Genomic DNA, 15522 nt, shown 5'->3' on the forward strand with positions numbered 1-15522 from the left:
ATCAAGAATGCTGACCAATCCCACTGTAGATACGCTGCGCCAACTCGGCCTTTCCGGCATGGCTTCCGCCTTCCAGGAACTGGAAATGCAACCGGAAGCGAGAAGCCTCCAGCACGGCGAATGGCTCGCGATCCTGCTCGAACGGGAACAGACCTCGCGTCGCCAGAAGCGCTTCGAAGCCAGAGCCCGTGCCGCCAGGCTGCGCCATGACGCCCAAATCGAGAATACCGATTTCCGAGCAGCGCGTGGTCTCGATCGCAACCTCTTCCTCAAGCTTTCCACCTGCGACTGGATCAGACAGCGGCACTCCCTGCTATTGATCGGTCCTGCCGGCGTCGGCAAAAGTTGGCTGGCCTGCGCTCTCGGTCAAAAGGCGTGCCGGGAGGATCTTGCCGTCGCCTATCACCGCGTGCCACGGCTCTTTGCCGCGCTCGCCCTGGCACGAGGCGACGGTCGCTACGCAAAGATGCTCAAGAGCCTGGGCAAAGCCGATCTCCTCATCCTGGACGATTGGGGGCCGGAGAAGCTCACCGACGAGCAACGACGCGATCTCCTGGAGATTGTCGAGGATCGATACGAGAAGCGCTCGACCATTGTTACCAGCCAAATCCCCGTGGACCACTGGTACGATATGATTGGAAATCCCACGATCGCCGACGCCGTGCTGGATCGCCTTGTCCACAACGCCTACCGCATCGAACTTTCCGGTGAGAGCCTGCGCAAACATCGAAACCTGTCAGCCGAGAATGCAACTCAGGCTTGACCTGCCCGATATTCGCCGACAATGATCAACTCAGACCCAGAGACGCTGTACATCGTCCGGCTTCGCCTCGGAATCGCGTCCGGTAAAACGCTGGAATAAGCGTCCGGTTAAAGATCGGAATTCCTGTCCGGTTTCATTGGAATACACACCTTTGAGCGAATTGTCGGCATCGACATTCGCCTTTTTTTGATATCGTTGACAGCAACGGGTGGGATATCTATGGCCTTGATCAGCCACCTAAGGGCCAAATTCCAAATAACCGACGCTTAACATGAAGAAATTTACGAATCGGCTCTCTTGCTGTTGGAACAAGGCCGGGGTGGCAATGAAGAACCGCCAATTACCAAAAATTCATTCAATAGCCGATTGCTGATAGAGGTTTGTTGACTTATATGTCAATATTGGAGGAATTGCAAAACCACGTTTCAACAGGCCGACTGTCGTTCGTAAGACCGATGCTTCCTGGGCGTGGAGTGGAAAGAAACATTTTTGTATCAACGGAAGTCGGTGAGTTTCTAAATGGTGGAGCGTCTGTTCATGCTCGATTTGATAGAGTTGCGGGTGAAGCGAGAGCTCAAATAGATGCTTTCACCACCGGAAGGGCAATTCGATTTGCCATGGACCCGATGCGAAAAGACCCCGCAACTCTTGTGGCGAGAAATGCTCCTACAAGTAAGGGAATCGTGGATATGCGAATACGACAACCGCGCCCGCAAATCCGTATCTTCGGCGCATTCGCCCAAGTCGATAGTCTCATCCTGCTTACATGGGAAGCTAGGGACAATCTTCGTTTTGGCGCAGCAGTAAAACGATGCCGAGCCCAATGGGATCTCCTGTTTCCTCAAAATTCGCCTTTGATTGGGGCCACACATGCTGAATACATCTCACGAAACATCATTATTGGCTGAGCCATCTAGCGACGATCGTATCAGCGATCGCACACTTGGTTATGTCACTCAAACCGCGCGAGACGATGTTTTTGACATGGTTGCGAACGCTTGTGTCGAAGCCGGTATAACACGCGCAAACATTGCCCGCCGGCTCGGTAAAGATCCTGCTCAAGTATCTCGTCTTCTGAATACGCCCGGGAACTGGACGATAGACACGATAGCAGAACTACTTTTTGCTATCGATGGTAGCTTCCTGCGAGCTGAACGGCACTGGCCCCAGAGAGAAGCACTATCCAATCGGAGGCATTCCACATGCGTCACGGAAAGCTCCGGTTCATTTGGCAAAGCAGAATGGAATTCTAGGGCCCCAACCCAAAATGTCGCCAAGACGGCCGCTGGTCTAGGGGGCGTACATTGGCAGAAATAAGGGCTCGCGTCGTATTTTGCGACGACATACGTCAAGAGTTCAACGGCAAACTCATCCTGATTGGGGTCTATTCTGGCGAAATCAGGCTTCAAGCCCCTTTCATTCAACCCATGGCCACATGGATTCAAATTTTCGGTCTGCCTGCTGGCGATCATAAAACAAGCGTAACAGTCACCTATGAAGACGGCAAAAACTCTGTCATTTTGGGAAAGATAGATGTGCAGTTTCAGATTTCTGACGCAGCACTACCAGCCCACGCGTTTCCAACTGGTCTGCTGGTTAATTTTGATCGGCCAGGTGACATCGTTGTCAACATCTCTATCGACGATCAACCAACATTCATCGCCGATCGCTTAAGAGTATCGATTTCAGAGAATTCATGACTCCTCCCATATTTCCTACAACTCCCTTCGCGGAAGCGACCTCGACAATCCGAAGGCATCCAGAGACCCGCTCGGCGGATTTTTTTGCCTCCTCAGCGCTGATTGCCGCTCTGCCGATCCTGCCGCTGCAGAATCTCGCGAACGACCTTCACATCCCATTCAGCTCATTGACGGATGACGTCAGATCCTTGATCGAGGCGAGTACGGACCCGACCGATTGTTCGCTTGCTGACATCCGAAAGCCGAGCGTCTTGATATCGCCTTCGGCGGTCGACTGTCGCGTTTCGATCGCCTGCAGGCGCTGATCGACGCGGGCTGAATTCGCTTCGGTCTGAACGATAAAGTCCTTCCGCCAACCCTGCAGGTCCTCGATATCGCGGCTTTTGTTCGCCGTGACCCAGACACCCATGCCGACCGAAGAGGCGATCGAGAGAATTCCAACGAGGGTATTGATATTCGCCCCCATCCTCTTCGCGCGTTCCGGCATCTGCATCTCTTCATCTCCGGTTTCGTCAGCCACCATCTTTCACGTCTTTCAATGCGGTATGGAGAGGAGGCCGGCACCGATGGCGATTGCAAGGGTGCCGGCCGTGATGAAGAATAGCGGTAAGCGCTCATTTCGTTGCGCCTTTTCGCGTTGAATTCTCTGCCGCATGAAGTGTCCACTTAAAATAGGTGGACACCAAATATGAGTGACGAAGAGCAGAAACTGCGAGTGCGGTTGGTGGGACGTGATGGGCGACGCCGCTATGATCCGGGATCAAAGGAGCGGCTTGTTGCGGCCTGCCTTGAGCCTGGTGTGTCGATATCCGGCCTTGCGCTTACGCATGGGATCAATGCCAACCTACTGCGCAAATGGGTCAAGGATGCCAGGGAGGCTCGCTTCTCGGCGGGATCTGCAAGCTCGCGGTTTATCCCGGTCGTCGCGGCAGACTGCAGCCTGCCTGTCGGGACCTCCTCGTTGGAGATGCCGGTCGCGTTTAGGGAAGACCAACCGGCGTCACTGGGGAAGGCCAATCTGTCAGGTTCTTCCAAAATAAGCGCGTTGCTACCAAACGGCGTGAAGCTGACGCTGGAATCCGGTGATGCTGATGCTTTGAGGACAATCATCGGAGCTTTGGGTCATGTTCAGACTGGGCGCTGATCTCAAGGTCTACCTGCATCGCGAACCGATCGACTTCCGCGCCGGCATCAACAGCCTTGCGGTCCTGGTGCAGGAGACTATGGCGCTGGACCCGTTTGCGCCTGCGGTCTTTGCCTTTTGCAATCGCCGCCGTGACCGGATGAAGCTCCTGTTCTTCGATCGGTCCGGTTTTGTGATGGTGCTGAAGCGATTGTCGGAAGACCGGTTCCGGTGGCCACGTCGGGAGATGATGGTGGTAACGCTGACGACCGAGCAATTACACTGGATTCTCGACGGCATTGATATCGACGCGATGGTCCGCCATCCGGTTCGGCAATACCAGATCGCCGGCTGACAGTTCGCAACGTCTGCGGTTGACGGGGCGAAACGGTTCAGATTCAAGAATCTGATGATCCGACCCGGCGAACCCACTGTTGAGGAGTTGATGGCGCGCATTGCGGCGCTGCAGGCGGAAAACCGTCAGCTCACGGAACGCGTGGTCAAGCTCGAGGAAGAGTTGGTGCTGGCGCGGCTGCATCGTTTTGCGCCGAAGAGCGAAAAGCACGTGGACCGCCTCTTCGATGAAGCCGAGCAGGTTGCCGATGACGACGCCAGCGGAGAAGATGGCGAGGTCGTCCACCTGCCGGACACCGGCTTGCCATCGACCGAAAGGCCGGAGGGCAAGAAGCGTGGCCGCAAGCCCCTGCCGGAACACCTGCCGCGCGAGCGCGTCGAATATGACATTGCCCACGATCAGAAGGCCTGCCCTTGCTGCCGTCACCAGATGCATCGCATGGGTGAGGCGGTCACCGAGCAGCTCCATATCGAGGTGAAGGCCAAGGTCCTGCAGAATGTGCGGTTGTCTAATCGCAATCCATTAGTCAAGTTGGTTTGGCCATTCAGTATCGCACCGTATTGCAGCACGCAAAACGGCGTATCAATTCGATAGATCGGGCCTCAGCGTCGTTTTTTTCTTTACAGCCATCCGGTGCCAGGGGCAGGGTTGTCTTCGCGGTCGACATAGGATCGCCGCATAATGGGTCTTCGCAGGGTGGACCTTCCTTTGTTCAAAACGCAAGTCTCAACGAGCTGCAGCCGCAACATACGGAATGATCCAACCCACGTCCGTGGCACGGACGCTGAGTACGCCTCAAATCAGATTTGACGCGTTGAGGTTTAAGGCAGGTACTTTCGCTTTATACGGGAGCGCCAGCCAATGCGTTGAACATTTCTCCTGTTTTGAGCATACTATGCATGATGACGGCAAGCTTTCGGGCGACCGCCACCGCAGCGCGCTTGAAGCCAAGCCGGTCACGCAGCTTGAGCCCCCAATTCTTCAGACTGCATTCGGTCCTAGCACTGGTTCTTGTAAGAAGCACCATCGCCGCTTCGTAAAGCAGCCCACGCAGACGGTTGTCGCCTCGTCGCGAGATATGGCCGTCATAATCGACCTCTCCTGATTGATAACGCCGCGTTGTCAATCCAAGCCAGGCGCCAACGGAGCGCGACTTTTTAAAGTTGTCTGGGTCTTCGATTGCGGCGACATACGAGATGGCGGTGACGGCGCCGACCCCTGGGATCGTCATCAAAAGCTTGGTCTCCTGACTTCCCCGTGCTGCCGCGAGCAACTGGTGATCAAGACCGGCAGCGCGTCTTCGTATGTCGCACCAGGCGTCGAGCAGAGGCAATATGATCTTAGCCAAGGCGTCATTCCCATCCAGGAATTGTCTCACGTTCCCGTCAAATATTCGCCCCCTCCCTTTCGGGACAATGAGACCGAAAGTCTTCATCAGACCGCGAATTTGATTGCTGAGCTGGGTCGAGATGCTGAGCAACTGATTGCGAGCGGTCACCAGCGTGCGTGTCAGCATGCTGTCGAATGCCTTTACCCGAACCGTCTTGTAGAATCCGGCTTCGGCCAAATGAGCTAAGCCATCCGCGTCATTGGCATCCGTCTTGTTGAGCGTCTCATCCAAAATCCTTTGGGCGTGCCGCGCTTCGATGCAGATCGCCGGCACTCCTTCGGCCGTGAGCGCATGATAGAACCACGTAGATAACGGACCCGTCTCGAATACAACGCGCTTGGCGTGAGGGGCGTGCCTGCGGATCATCTCCGACAAAAGTTTTGGGTCGGATGGGCACTTTCCCCGCCAGATCCGCTTCCCCTCCTGTCGGATCGAGATTGCAGTTTCTTTCAATGAAACGTCCAGCCCTATATATTGGTCCACGGTTGCCTCCATTTGATGTTTGGGCCCGGTTCCAATCGTGAGCCCGTATTTCCATCTTATCGGGGGCAACCACCCCCGCCAGTAGACATTTCGTGCCTAGCATCGGGTGACGCGCGCCGCGATTACCCCATGTTCAAGTATGCCTGCCGCCATTGCGACCGCACCGGCATCAACACGCCTGTCATTCTCGCGCCAATGCCCGCGCAGGCCTTGCCGGGCAGCATCGCCACGGCCTCGACACTGGCCTTCGCGCTCGTCCATAAATATGTCGATGGCACGCCGCTCTACCGCCTGGCCCAGGCCTTCGAGCGTGCCGGTGTTCCCGTCAGCCGCGGCGCTCTCGGGCATTGGGTGATCGGATCGAGCGAGAGGCATCTCTCCCGAATCTATGACGCCCTGAAATTGCGGCTCAGGGCGCAGCCGCTCATCCATGGTGACGAGACCACGGTCCAGGTCTTGAAGGAAAAGGACAAGGAAGCCACCAGCACATCCTTCATGTGGGCATACAGGAGCGGGGAAGACAGCGGCGAGCCAATCGTGCTGCTCGATTATCAACCCGGCCGCGGCCAGATTTATCCGCAGGCCTTCCTCGGCGACTACCGCGGCATCTTGATGAGCGATGGCTACACCGCCTGGCGCACATTGAACGGCGCGACCCATGTTGGGTGTATGGCCCATTCCAGGCGTCGCTTCGTCGACGCGCTCAAGGCAAGGAAGAAAGGCGGCGGTCCGCCGGAGCAGGCGCTCAAGTTCTTCGCGCAGCTCTACCGGATTGAAAGCCAGGCGCGCAATGAGAAGCCGGATAAGGACGAAACGCGAGATCACTGCATCCACCGCTTCCGCCAGCAACACAGCGTCCCCATCCTGAACGCTCTCAAGGCATGGCTCGACGACATCGCGCCGAAGGTCTTGCCCGATACCAAGCTTGGCGATGCCGTGTCCTACACCCTGAACCAATGGGAGTACCTGACGCGCTATACAGAAGACGGCAGGATGCCGATCGACAACAACTTGCTTGAGCGCGACATCAGGATTTTTGCCACGGGAAGAAAGAGTTGGCTGTTCAGCGACACCGTGGACGGAGCCAAGGCCAGTGCCGTCATCTACAGCCTCATGCTGACATGCCGCGCCTGCGGCATCGAACCCTTGGCTTATCTGCGTCACGTCCTTACCGAATTACCGCAGCGTGTCATCGAAGCCGACATCACCGACCTGCTGCCCTTCAACTTCGCTGAAACGCTGAAACCGCCGCTGCATGATCCAATGGCAGCCGTCTGACGGCGACCCCGGTCAAACGGGCCGCGTCAACGCGCATGGAAATGAGCGCTTACGAATAGCGTCAGCAGAACGGCGCTGTTCATTTCTCGACCGGTGGCTGGGGTTTGATGAGACCGCCAAACCCATCCCGAACGACGTTGATCAGGGTCTTGGACGCCCCAAGGACAGCGACGATAGCGGCGGTATAGGTCGGGCTGATCCACGACTGAGAGCATTCGAGAAGCCCCGTTGTCAACTGAGTGCAGCCGGTGGCGATCAGGAATGCCGTGACGGCCGCGAGAACGGCGATCAGGATATTCGGAAGATTGTGAATTGCGTTCGTATTGAACATGATGGCTTTCCTTTGCTGAGCGGCCTTGGCCTGCTGGAGAGCGCTGGAGACGACCGCCTAGTACCGTTCCGCAGAGATTCTGACGGGTTGAGCTATCGCAAGATTGGCAGCGCTTCGGGTTGTACGAGCAATTGAATGCTTCGCGCTTCTCCAGGCTGGCGTTGAATGAGACCGGCCTTTTCCAGGGTTATCACCATCTGGTGTACAGACGGTGCGGTCACCTCAAAGTGGCGACGCATGTCCGCTTCTGCCGGGGAGCGTTTGAAGATCCTGGTGTAGGCATAAATGAAGGCCAGGTATTGGCCCTGCAGCTGCGTGAACTGTGGCGCTCCGGCAGGAGGCTCTTTGCCAAACGTTTGATTCATTTGAGTTTAACCTGTGTTTCATCGCATCAGGAGGCTCAAATGAATATAAGATATCATGTGGAACTCAACCAGCTTGAACGTGAGCAACTGAACGCTCTTTTGAGCGGTGGCCGTCACTCGGCGCGCAGGCTCAAGCGTGCACAAATCCTGTTGGCGGCGAATGAGGGTGTGAGCGACGAGGTCATCGCTGCGACTTTGAATGTCAGCGGATCGACCATCTATCGCACCAAGCGCCGCCTGGTAGAGGCCAATCTCGAAGGCGCGTTGAGTGAGGAGCCACGGCCCGGCGTTGCCCGCAAACTATCAGCCAAGGAGGAAGCACTGCTGGTGGCGACGGCTTGCTCAACTCCGCCGCCCGGCCGGGCACGTTGGACGCTTGAGCTTCTGGCTGACGAGATGATCAAGCTGACCGATCACGCGCAGATCTCCTGCGAGACCGTGCGCCGAAGGCTTGGTGAAAATCATCTCAAGCCATGGCGAAAAGACATGTGGTGCATTCCCAAGGTCGACGGGGAATATGTCGCCCGAATGGAAGACGTCCTGGACCTGTATGCCGAAGCCCCAGACCCGCAAAGGCCGGTTGTCTGCTTTGACGAAAGCCCGGTCCAACTGATTGGCGAGGCGCGGGACCCCATTTCTGCAAAGCCGATGCAGCCCTTGCGCTACGATTGTGAATATCGCCGCAATGGCACCGTCAATCTTTTCGTTTTCTTGGACGCGCATCAGCCATGGCGGCGGGTGAAGGTCACCGATCGGCGCACCAACAAGGACTTCGCCGAGTGCATGCGCGAACTGGTCGACATTGACTATGCTGACGCAAAGACCATTCGTGTTGTTATGGACAATCTCTCTACCCATTCACCCGGCGCGCTATACGACGCGTTTCCTGCCGCCGAAGCCCGTCGTGTGCTCAAGCGGCTTGAATTCCACCACACGCCGAAACACGCAAGTTGGCTGAATATGGTCGAGACGTACGCATTCGGCGAGTACCGCATTAATTTCGTATTTGCACGTGATAAGCTCTCGCAATGGATATCGACGAAGACAAGATCGACGATGCGGTGCTGGCGCTGTTGTGGCTGACGCTGCATGACGGGTATCGAGCCTGGAAGGGTTTGGACTGGGAGACGACGGATCGTTTGTTCAAGAAGGGGCTGATCGCCGATCCGGTGAACAAGTCGAAGTCGTTGATCTTAACGGATGAAGGCCTGCAACGGTCAGAGGAGCTGTTTCGGGAACTGTTTACGCGGCCGCCGCAATAGGTGCCGCCTTTTCGGCCTTCCAAGCCCACGGCAACAACTCGTCGATCCTGTTTGCCGGGTGGTCGGCGATACGGGCAAGCACATCGGCAAGCCAGGCCTGCGGATCGACATGGTTCATCTTTGCGGTGACGATCAAACTGTACATGGCGGCAGCTCGTTGACCACCACGGTCGGAGCCGGCGAATAGCCAAGCCTTTCTTCCCAATGCAATTCCGCGCAGCGAACGCTCTGCCGCGTTGTTCGACAGGCAGATCCGGCCATCGTCGAGGAAACGAGTAAACGATACCCAGCGGTTCAACATGTAGTCGAACGCTTTGGCCAGATCATTGTCGCGAGACAGCTTGGCACGTTGCTCGCGCACCCACCGCTCCATGTTGGCGATCAGTGGCTTGCTATGCTGCTGACGCGTCGCCTTGCGCTCATCGGCCGTCTGGCCATTGATCTGACGTTCGATCTCGAACAGCGCATCGATCCGGCGCACCATCTCGATGGCGATTGGTGAGATGACGGCAGCGGGTTTGCCCTGAGCCTTGCGCCGGGCATTGGCCTCGAGATCGGCCATGATGAAGAATGGTCGCCTTGCGTGCGCCCAGCACGCTGCCTCATAGATCGGACCTGGACTGCGATCAGGAAGATAGAGCTTGGTATAACCGCCATAGGCATCTGCTTGCAGGATGCCGCAATAGCCGGCCAGATGCGCCTGCGGATGGTCACCGCTGCGGTCGCGGGAATAATAGAACATCGCCGACGGCGGCGCCGTGCCACCGAACGGGGCATCATCGTGCACATATGTCCAGATCCGAGCAGTATCGGTCTTGCCGGCTGCGAGAACCGGAACCGTGGTATCGTCGCCGTGAATCCGCTCGGCTGCAAAGGTGTGAGCCTCGATCCGCCTCAGGATTGGATCAAGGGCATGGCAACAAGAACCGATAGCATCGGCTGCCGTCGACAGGCTGATTGACACGCCCTCAAGCGCAAATCGTTCCACCTGACGATTAAGGGGAATGTGTTGGCCGAATTTGTCGTAGAGGATCATCGCCAGAAGGCTTGGACCTGCCCAGCCTCTGGGAATGACGTGGAATGGGGCCGGTGCCTGGCTGATCTTCTCGCAGTCGCGGCAGGTGAACTTCTCGCGCACCGTCTGAATGACTTTCCAGGAGCGTGGAATGCTCTCCATCGTCTCGGTGACATCTTCGCCCAGCTTGCGCAGCCGGTCACTACCGCAGCAGCTGCAGGCGACCGGACCGGGCACAACGACACGCTCGCGCGGCAGGTGATCGGGGAATGGCTTCTTAACGGGGCGTTTGCGTGTGAAGCCGGCGACAGCAATGGGGGCGGCCGCAGCAATGGCCATTTCAGCGGCAAGTTCATCCTCGGTGGCCGCCGCCTCGGCATCCTCGAGCATCAGCTCCATTTGAGCGATCAGCCTGGCAGTCCGCTCCGATTTCTGACCACGCAATTGCCTTTGCAGCTTTTCGATATGGACCTTCTGACGCAGAATGGTGGCTTGATCGTCCGCTTCCTTGGCTTTGGCGACGGCAAGTTCGGCTAAGGCAACGGCGCGCTCCGCACGCGCCACGACCAGCTCTGCTTCAAGTGCAGCGGCATAATCGGAGTGGTTTTCCAGGCCGTTTTCCATGTCCGGATCAAACCACAAAGCCACTGATTTGCATAGCTTTTCTTCAAGGTTCGAGCCGCAAAATGCACCTATCCGGCGCTCGTCGGACGCCATGTCTGTTGCGGATTTCGCCAGTCTATTCCCTCAAGAAGGTAGGACATCTGCCCGGCTGTAAGGGCAATGGCTCCGTCCACTGTCGCCGGCCAAATAAAGTGGCCTCGGTCGAGCCGTTTGGCATAAAGCGATAGTCCGACACCGTCATGCCATAGGGCCTTGATCAATCGACCATTTCTCCCGCGGAAAACAAAAACGTCGCCCTGGAACGGATTGCGGCCAAGCCCCTCTTGCACGATGAGAGCCAACCCCTGCATACCCTTGCGCATATCGCAGTGACCGCTGGCAATCCACACTCTGACGTTCGAACTGATCGGGATCATCGTCCCTCCAGCACATCAAGCACGCGCGACAACGTCGAGGCATCAAAGTCACGAGTGACCCGCACCGACCGGCCCCGGCCAACATGGATTTCGATCGCAGAAGACGCCGTCGCAGCCGGCATTCCCATTGCCGAGTCCGGCGCCTGTTGTACCTTCACCGGAACGAAGGCGCGCGGCTCTTCCGCTCTCTCTGCAACACCAAGCTCACGACGCCACCGATAAACCAGTGACCGATCAACGTCGTGACGTCGCGCAACCTCCGTCACCGTCATCTCGCCAGTCAGCGTCTCCGAAACGATCGATTCCTTGGAAGTTCGTGTGAACTTCCGGCGCCGCATACTGCCCGCCAAAATCTCAAGCTGATGGATAGACACGTCGTTATCCTCGTTGTTAGCAACGTGGCGATACCGCTCACCTCAGCAAAACATCGCTATCACCGTGACAAAGCAAGGCGGTCCTCGGCGTGGGGATACGTCGAGATCGAGATTGGCGTTTTGAAAAGCCAATGCCTCGACCGCAGGATCGACGACAAACACAGGATGATTGCAGAGATCAATGCTTGGCAGCAGCAGAGAAACGCGCAAAGGGCACAAATCCAATGGATGTTCACCACCGAAAAAGCCCGTGAAAAACTCCACAAGGCCTATCCAGTCAAAGAGTCATAATCTCTGCGGAGGGGTACTAGGCCTGTGCGACGAGCACAACGGCATTGACGGTGGTGGTGTGGGATGGATCGGCGCAGATCGTCTCGACGCCCGCGTAGGCGGCGCCTTCCTTGGAAACAGTCGCTGGCTTGATCTTGCCGGTGGCAGCGACCGCGGAGAACGCCACATGGGCGATTTCGAGGGCCGAGCACATGCCAGAGCGCCGGTGCCGCAGTTGAAGACGACGGACGTTGCGCCATCGAATATCCGAAGGCTTCGATGCTCCCGACAGTGCGGCGCGGGTAATGACCGACTTGACGAATGCTCGCAACGCTGAAGCAAACCAGCTCTACGGCGCCGCTCGCGGGCAGGCCACACCGGTCGATATCTCGCCGGTGCTCGATACGATTGACCAGACGCTTTCTCCCGGCGTCACACGAACGGCATCTGATCCGAAATCCATCCGTATCGTTTCCGACGAAGGGGAATTCTTCGTCGCAGAGGACAATCAGATCATAGTCGATTGGGTAAATGGCGGGGGCATGATCGCCGATTATGTTGCGCCAATCGTTGTCCCTGAGATGGTTTCAGCGCGCCAATTCAAACTGCAGCTCCTCGCTGCAGGCCTTCTCGACCAGGTCGATGGATGGGTGAAAACGCAGGACCGATCGGTGCAGATCGCCTATGAATATTCCGGCTCGTTCGTCAAATCGTCGCCGATGATGCAGGAGGGCTTTCAGGCGATGGGCTTCACGCCCCAGCAGATCGACGACTTCTTCACCGGGGCGGCGAAGCTGTGACGTTCTGGAGCGGTCTTTAGTGAAATGGCCCCACCTCAAGGCAGTGAGGCAGGGCCGAGGAACCGGGTGTGGTTCATTGTGCGCGAGCAAATTTCCGGGGGGCGTTTTGCTCGCGCAACGGTCCGTTACCACACGATGAAACCAAACTGAATGCCGGTTGCTGCCGAAGCTATCCAAAAAAGGAAAAGACATCGTGGATCGCGCGAAATTCTTCGCCGCGGTGCGCCCACGGTCGTCAGTCGCGGATAGAGCAGTTCCAGCGATCTTCAACGGTTTCGCCTTCGGTCAACTCGCGATATTCAATGGCTGAGCCGTTGCTCGCTGATCGAGACCGCCATTGGGGGATACAAGTCCATCATCGGAAAACGTTTTGCGCGCAAGATCGTCTCCCGTGCAGCAGACCGAAGTCGCTATCGGCTGCGCCGTCCTCAACCGCATGCTTGCTTGCGCACGCCCGAAATCCGTCCGCCGTAGGGCAGCCACGCCATAGACAGCCGTTTCAAAGATCGCCATCCCCTCAAATCCCAATCCATGCACCAACGCCCCAAACACGGGATTGCATTCCGCGACGGGCCGACGAGATAATCTTTTCTTGCTGCCGCTAGCATTGTGTCACCTCCGCATTTAACCTTCGGATTTAGCAATGCTTAAGATTACCAGCAATGCGGTTGGCTACGTTGATCTGGGTCAACACCGCGGCGTGCTGCATGCTTGGGGAAGTGGGGCAGAGCGACGGTAGGTGCTCCAAACCTGCTGATTTAAGTTTGGCTGGTTTCGCGAGTGCCGCAGCATGGCGCACCGATCTCACTGTGTCGCCGACTTCCTGAACTCAAGAATGACAACCTATCTTGTTATCAGCCGAGCAGCCGGCTCTGCCGCTTTTATGCGGCTCCTAAATGCTACAGAGAACAAGCGGCACGAGAGACGCGTTCGCGTGCGCGCTCTAAGAACACAATATCGATTTCATCGTTGACAACCTGCTGGCAACGGAAATTACAAGATGTCCGCGAAATGCATAGTTGAGACGGCGGGAGCATCTCATTTGACGCGTCTGCACCGGGTTTGCGACACAGTTTTGTTGAGCAAACTCATTTTGTCTCAAGTTAAATAGCTGAAAAGCTGACAGGAAGTCTTTCGGTGTTTTTGGCACGAGCCTTGCAGCCCTGTAGCGAAACGGCGGGAGCTGCCGGCGAACATTCCTTTCTCGGCTAAATCCAGCGGACGGACCGGGGGCTACAAGAGCAACATGTCAGATATCTACCAGAGTACATTCTACCGGAGAAGGCATTGACCACAGGGTCAATCCCTTCCGCCATAGAGCGGATTATCCCGCGACTGAGGAGGACTTCTGATCCATAACGTCTTTAGCAATCCTCGACGCACACGGAAGCGAAGCAGTCGGTTCGAGGTCGGCATTGACACCGAATGTGTGCCCGAAATCCATATGCCCCAGCAAGAAGTGCGATTCACAGTGCTCAACAGTGGAAATAAGCTTGGGAATGCGAGCTCGTATCTGAACGGCAGCACGCCCTATTGGAGGACGAACCTTATTGTTTGTGCTGCCGGTTCGTTCACCACGACCGTTGCCATGACAATGTTACTTCCCTTCTTACCCCTATATATCCGGGAATTAGGCGTCAGCGACCAAGCATCCATAGCGCAGTTTTCGGGCGTGGCGTACGGCGTGACTTTCCTTGCGGCCGCACTGGTTGCCCCGCTCTGGGGAAGACTTGCCGACCGCTACGGTCGGAAGGCGATGATGGTTCGCGCAAGCTTGGGCGTGGTCGCAGCGATGGCCTTGATGGGTGTAGCTCAAGATGTATGGCAGTTGCTGGCTATGAGATTTTTAGCCGGTCTACTCGGAGGCTACTCGTCTGGATCATATGCTTTGGTAGCGACACAGGTTCCCAAAGACCGTATTGGCTGGGCGTTGGGGTTCTTGGCCACGGGGATTATGGGGGGCAACCTCGTCGGCCCGCTGATCGGCGGATTTCTACCAACATTAATCGGCATTCGAGAAACGTTCTTTTTGACTGCGGCATTAGTCTTCCTCACTTTTGTTGCCAGCGCATTTTTGATCAGAGAGAATTTCAATGCTCGAACGACAGAGCGTGAACACTCCAACAGTTGGTCGACGATCCCAAGCAGGAGGCCTGTCTTGGCAATGCTGGCGACGGGCTTGCTTCTGATGATCGCCAATCTGTCCATTGAACCAATAACAGCGATTTACATTTCGCAACTCGTCGAGCCAAATCGTCATGTTACCCTTTGGGCCGGTCTGGTCATTTCGGGTACAGCGTTTGGGAGTGTTCTTTCCGCCTCGCACCTTGGAAGACTAGCAGATCGCGTCGGGCACTGGAAAGTTATCGTTGTCGCAATGTGCATCGCTGCGGCACTCCTTCTGTCACAAGCTTTCGTTACGAACGTTTTGGAGTTGGTGGGGCTGCGAATATTGATGGGGCTCGTTTTAGGGGGCTTGCTACCTTGTATCGGCAGCGTGATACGCCACAGCGTCCCCGAGCAAGCCGTCGGCGCGATCCTCGGCTGGTCGACATCGGCGCAGCACGCGGGTCAAGTGCTCGGCCCGGCCATTGGCGGCGTATTAGCTGCTCATGCCGGTATACATTCAGTGTTCTTTTTTACGTCATTCCTAATGCTCGTCGGAGGTTTTATTGCTTGGAGCAATCGACCTTAAGAGACAGGGCTAAGGACCGCGAGCCCATTAGCCAATCTGCACGAATTGCAGCGAGCCAGCCCGCAGCGGCTTAGCCTTATGGCCTGTAGACGCCGGATTTGGCGTGGCGCCGAGCTTCGAGCAGTTCGTCACTCTACGGCCACTGCGATCACTGTCCGCGGTCCATTCCGCAATGTGACGGCGCAGTGCTGGGCTATATGCGCGGTCATCGCCCGTTCAGGCGATACAAGACGCTCGCCCTTTCATGTATGTTTCCTTGCAATACACGCGCCGTCTCG

General features: G+C 56.7%; 15 protein-coding genes and 5 pseudogenes. 13 read left to right on the forward strand and 7 right to left on the reverse strand.

Annotation, left to right across the window (positions count from 1 at the left end; translation table 11 throughout):
* The first annotated feature begins 7 nt into the window (after positions 1-7).
* From istB to RTCIAT899_RS21855, 3 genes are all read left to right on the forward strand, one after another.
* Positions 8-763 carry an IS21-like element helper ATPase IstB gene (gene istB / locus RTCIAT899_RS21850; RefSeq protein ID WP_015342034.1) on the forward strand — a complete coding sequence of 252 codons (756 nt, stop codon included), beginning with the start codon at positions 8-10 and terminating at the stop codon, positions 761-763.
* A gap of 383 nt (positions 764-1146) precedes the next feature.
* Positions 1147-1671, forward strand: a complete 525-nt coding sequence (locus RTCIAT899_RS33975) for a hypothetical protein (protein WP_172831086.1) — start codon at positions 1147-1149, stop codon at positions 1669-1671.
* 396 nt (positions 1672-2067) lie between these two features.
* Positions 2068-2463 (forward strand): DUF6941 family protein, encoded by a 396-nt coding sequence (locus tag RTCIAT899_RS21855; RefSeq protein ID WP_004118260.1) that lies wholly within the window; start codon positions 2068-2070, stop codon positions 2461-2463.
* Between the two features lie 148 nt (positions 2464-2611).
* Here the strand turns inward: RTCIAT899_RS21855 and RTCIAT899_RS21860 are convergent, their stop codons facing one another.
* Positions 2612-2986: a hypothetical protein gene (locus tag RTCIAT899_RS21860; protein WP_004118259.1), complete on the reverse strand. Its 375-nt coding sequence runs from the start codon at positions 2984-2986 to the stop codon at positions 2612-2614.
* Positions 2987-3151: 165 nt separating this feature from the next.
* Here RTCIAT899_RS21860 and tnpA (RTCIAT899_RS21865) point away from each other — a divergent pair, with 165 nt between their 5' ends.
* From tnpA (RTCIAT899_RS21865) to RTCIAT899_RS21875, 3 genes and pseudogenes are all read left to right on the forward strand, one after another.
* On the forward strand, positions 3152-3607 hold the full coding sequence (gene tnpA / locus RTCIAT899_RS21865; RefSeq protein ID WP_004121997.1) for an IS66-like element accessory protein TnpA: 456 nt from the start codon (positions 3152-3154) through the stop codon (positions 3605-3607).
* The gene (gene tnpB, locus RTCIAT899_RS21870) at positions 3588-3941 is read left to right on the forward strand and encodes an IS66 family insertion sequence element accessory protein TnpB (RefSeq protein ID WP_004121998.1); all 354 of its coding nucleotides are present in this window, start codon (positions 3588-3590) and stop codon (positions 3939-3941) included. The genes tnpA (RTCIAT899_RS21865) and tnpB (RTCIAT899_RS21870) overlap by 20 nt, the downstream gene beginning before the upstream one ends.
* A 54-nt stretch (positions 3942-3995) precedes the next feature.
* Positions 3996-4445 (forward strand): annotated as a pseudogene (locus RTCIAT899_RS21875) (IS66 family transposase); the annotation flags it as partial.
* Positions 4446-4782: 337 nt separating this feature from the next.
* Here the strand turns inward: RTCIAT899_RS21875 and RTCIAT899_RS21880 are convergent.
* Positions 4783-5814, reverse strand: coding sequence for an IS110 family RNA-guided transposase (locus RTCIAT899_RS21880; RefSeq protein WP_015342012.1), 1032 nt, complete (start codon positions 5812-5814; stop codon positions 4783-4785).
* Between the two features lie 135 nt (positions 5815-5949).
* Between RTCIAT899_RS21880 and tnpC (RTCIAT899_RS21885) the strand changes: the two are divergent.
* Positions 5950-7092, forward strand: a pseudogene (gene tnpC / locus RTCIAT899_RS21885) (IS66 family transposase); the annotation flags it as partial.
* Between the two features lie 79 nt (positions 7093-7171).
* Here tnpC (RTCIAT899_RS21885) and RTCIAT899_RS21890 read toward each other — a convergent pair.
* A complete protein-coding gene (locus RTCIAT899_RS21890) occupies positions 7172-7423 on the reverse strand; it encodes a hypothetical protein (protein WP_004121984.1) in 252 nt (83 codons plus the stop codon).
* 404 nt (positions 7424-7827) lie between these two features.
* On the opposite strand from RTCIAT899_RS21890, the pseudogene RTCIAT899_RS21900 reads away from it, so the two are divergent.
* Both RTCIAT899_RS21900 and RTCIAT899_RS21905 read left to right on the forward strand, forming a co-directional pair.
* A pseudogene (locus RTCIAT899_RS21900) lies at positions 7828-8757 on the forward strand (IS630 family transposase); the annotation flags it as partial.
* A gap of 59 nt (positions 8758-8816) precedes the next feature.
* Positions 8817-9050: a DUF6429 family protein gene (locus RTCIAT899_RS21905; protein WP_004129017.1), complete on the forward strand. Its 234-nt coding sequence runs from the start codon at positions 8817-8819 to the stop codon at positions 9048-9050.
* Here RTCIAT899_RS21905 and tnpC (RTCIAT899_RS21910) read toward each other — a convergent pair.
* From tnpC (RTCIAT899_RS21910) to tnpA (RTCIAT899_RS21920), 3 genes are all read right to left on the reverse strand, one after another.
* Entirely contained in the window at positions 9031-10689 is a 1659-nt protein-coding gene (gene tnpC / locus RTCIAT899_RS21910; RefSeq protein ID WP_004129019.1) for an IS66 family transposase, read from the reverse strand. The two genes, RTCIAT899_RS21905 and tnpC (RTCIAT899_RS21910), sit on opposite strands and share 20 nt — an antisense overlap.
* 68 nt (positions 10690-10757) lie before the next feature.
* Positions 10758-11105, reverse strand: coding sequence for an IS66 family insertion sequence element accessory protein TnpB (gene tnpB, locus RTCIAT899_RS21915; RefSeq protein ID WP_004129022.1), 348 nt, complete (start codon positions 11103-11105; stop codon positions 10758-10760).
* Positions 11102-11479, reverse strand: coding sequence for an IS66-like element accessory protein TnpA (gene tnpA, locus RTCIAT899_RS21920; RefSeq protein ID WP_004126183.1), 378 nt, complete (start codon positions 11477-11479; stop codon positions 11102-11104). The genes tnpB (RTCIAT899_RS21915) and tnpA (RTCIAT899_RS21920) overlap by 4 nt, the downstream gene beginning before the upstream one ends.
* Positions 11480-11572: 93 nt before the next feature.
* On the opposite strand from tnpA (RTCIAT899_RS21920), the pseudogene RTCIAT899_RS33270 reads away from it, so the two are divergent.
* Positions 11573-11770 (forward strand): annotated as a pseudogene (locus RTCIAT899_RS33270) (IS630 family transposase); the annotation flags it as partial.
* Between the two features lie 16 nt (positions 11771-11786).
* Here RTCIAT899_RS33270 and RTCIAT899_RS33550 read toward each other — a convergent pair.
* Positions 11787-11963: a hypothetical protein gene (locus tag RTCIAT899_RS33550; RefSeq protein ID WP_154660805.1), complete on the reverse strand. Its 177-nt coding sequence runs from the start codon at positions 11961-11963 to the stop codon at positions 11787-11789.
* A 91-nt stretch (positions 11964-12054) separates the two neighbouring features.
* On the opposite strand from RTCIAT899_RS33550, the gene RTCIAT899_RS34245 reads away from it, so the two are divergent.
* From RTCIAT899_RS34245 to RTCIAT899_RS21940, 3 genes and pseudogenes are all read left to right on the forward strand, one after another.
* Entirely contained in the window at positions 12055-12549 is a 495-nt protein-coding gene (locus tag RTCIAT899_RS34245) for a hypothetical protein (RefSeq protein WP_240535447.1), read from the forward strand.
* Between the two features lie 318 nt (positions 12550-12867).
* Positions 12868-13039 (forward strand): annotated as a pseudogene (locus RTCIAT899_RS33275) (IS5/IS1182 family transposase); the annotation flags it as partial.
* Between the two features lie 954 nt (positions 13040-13993).
* Entirely contained in the window at positions 13994-15244 is a 1251-nt protein-coding gene (locus tag RTCIAT899_RS21940) for an MFS transporter (RefSeq protein WP_004119727.1), read from the forward strand.
* The last annotated feature ends 278 nt before the right edge of the window (positions 15245-15522 follow it).

The sequence above is a fragment of the Rhizobium tropici CIAT 899 genome (assembly GCF_000330885.1).
Classification (GTDB): domain Bacteria; phylum Pseudomonadota; class Alphaproteobacteria; order Rhizobiales; family Rhizobiaceae; genus Rhizobium; species Rhizobium tropici.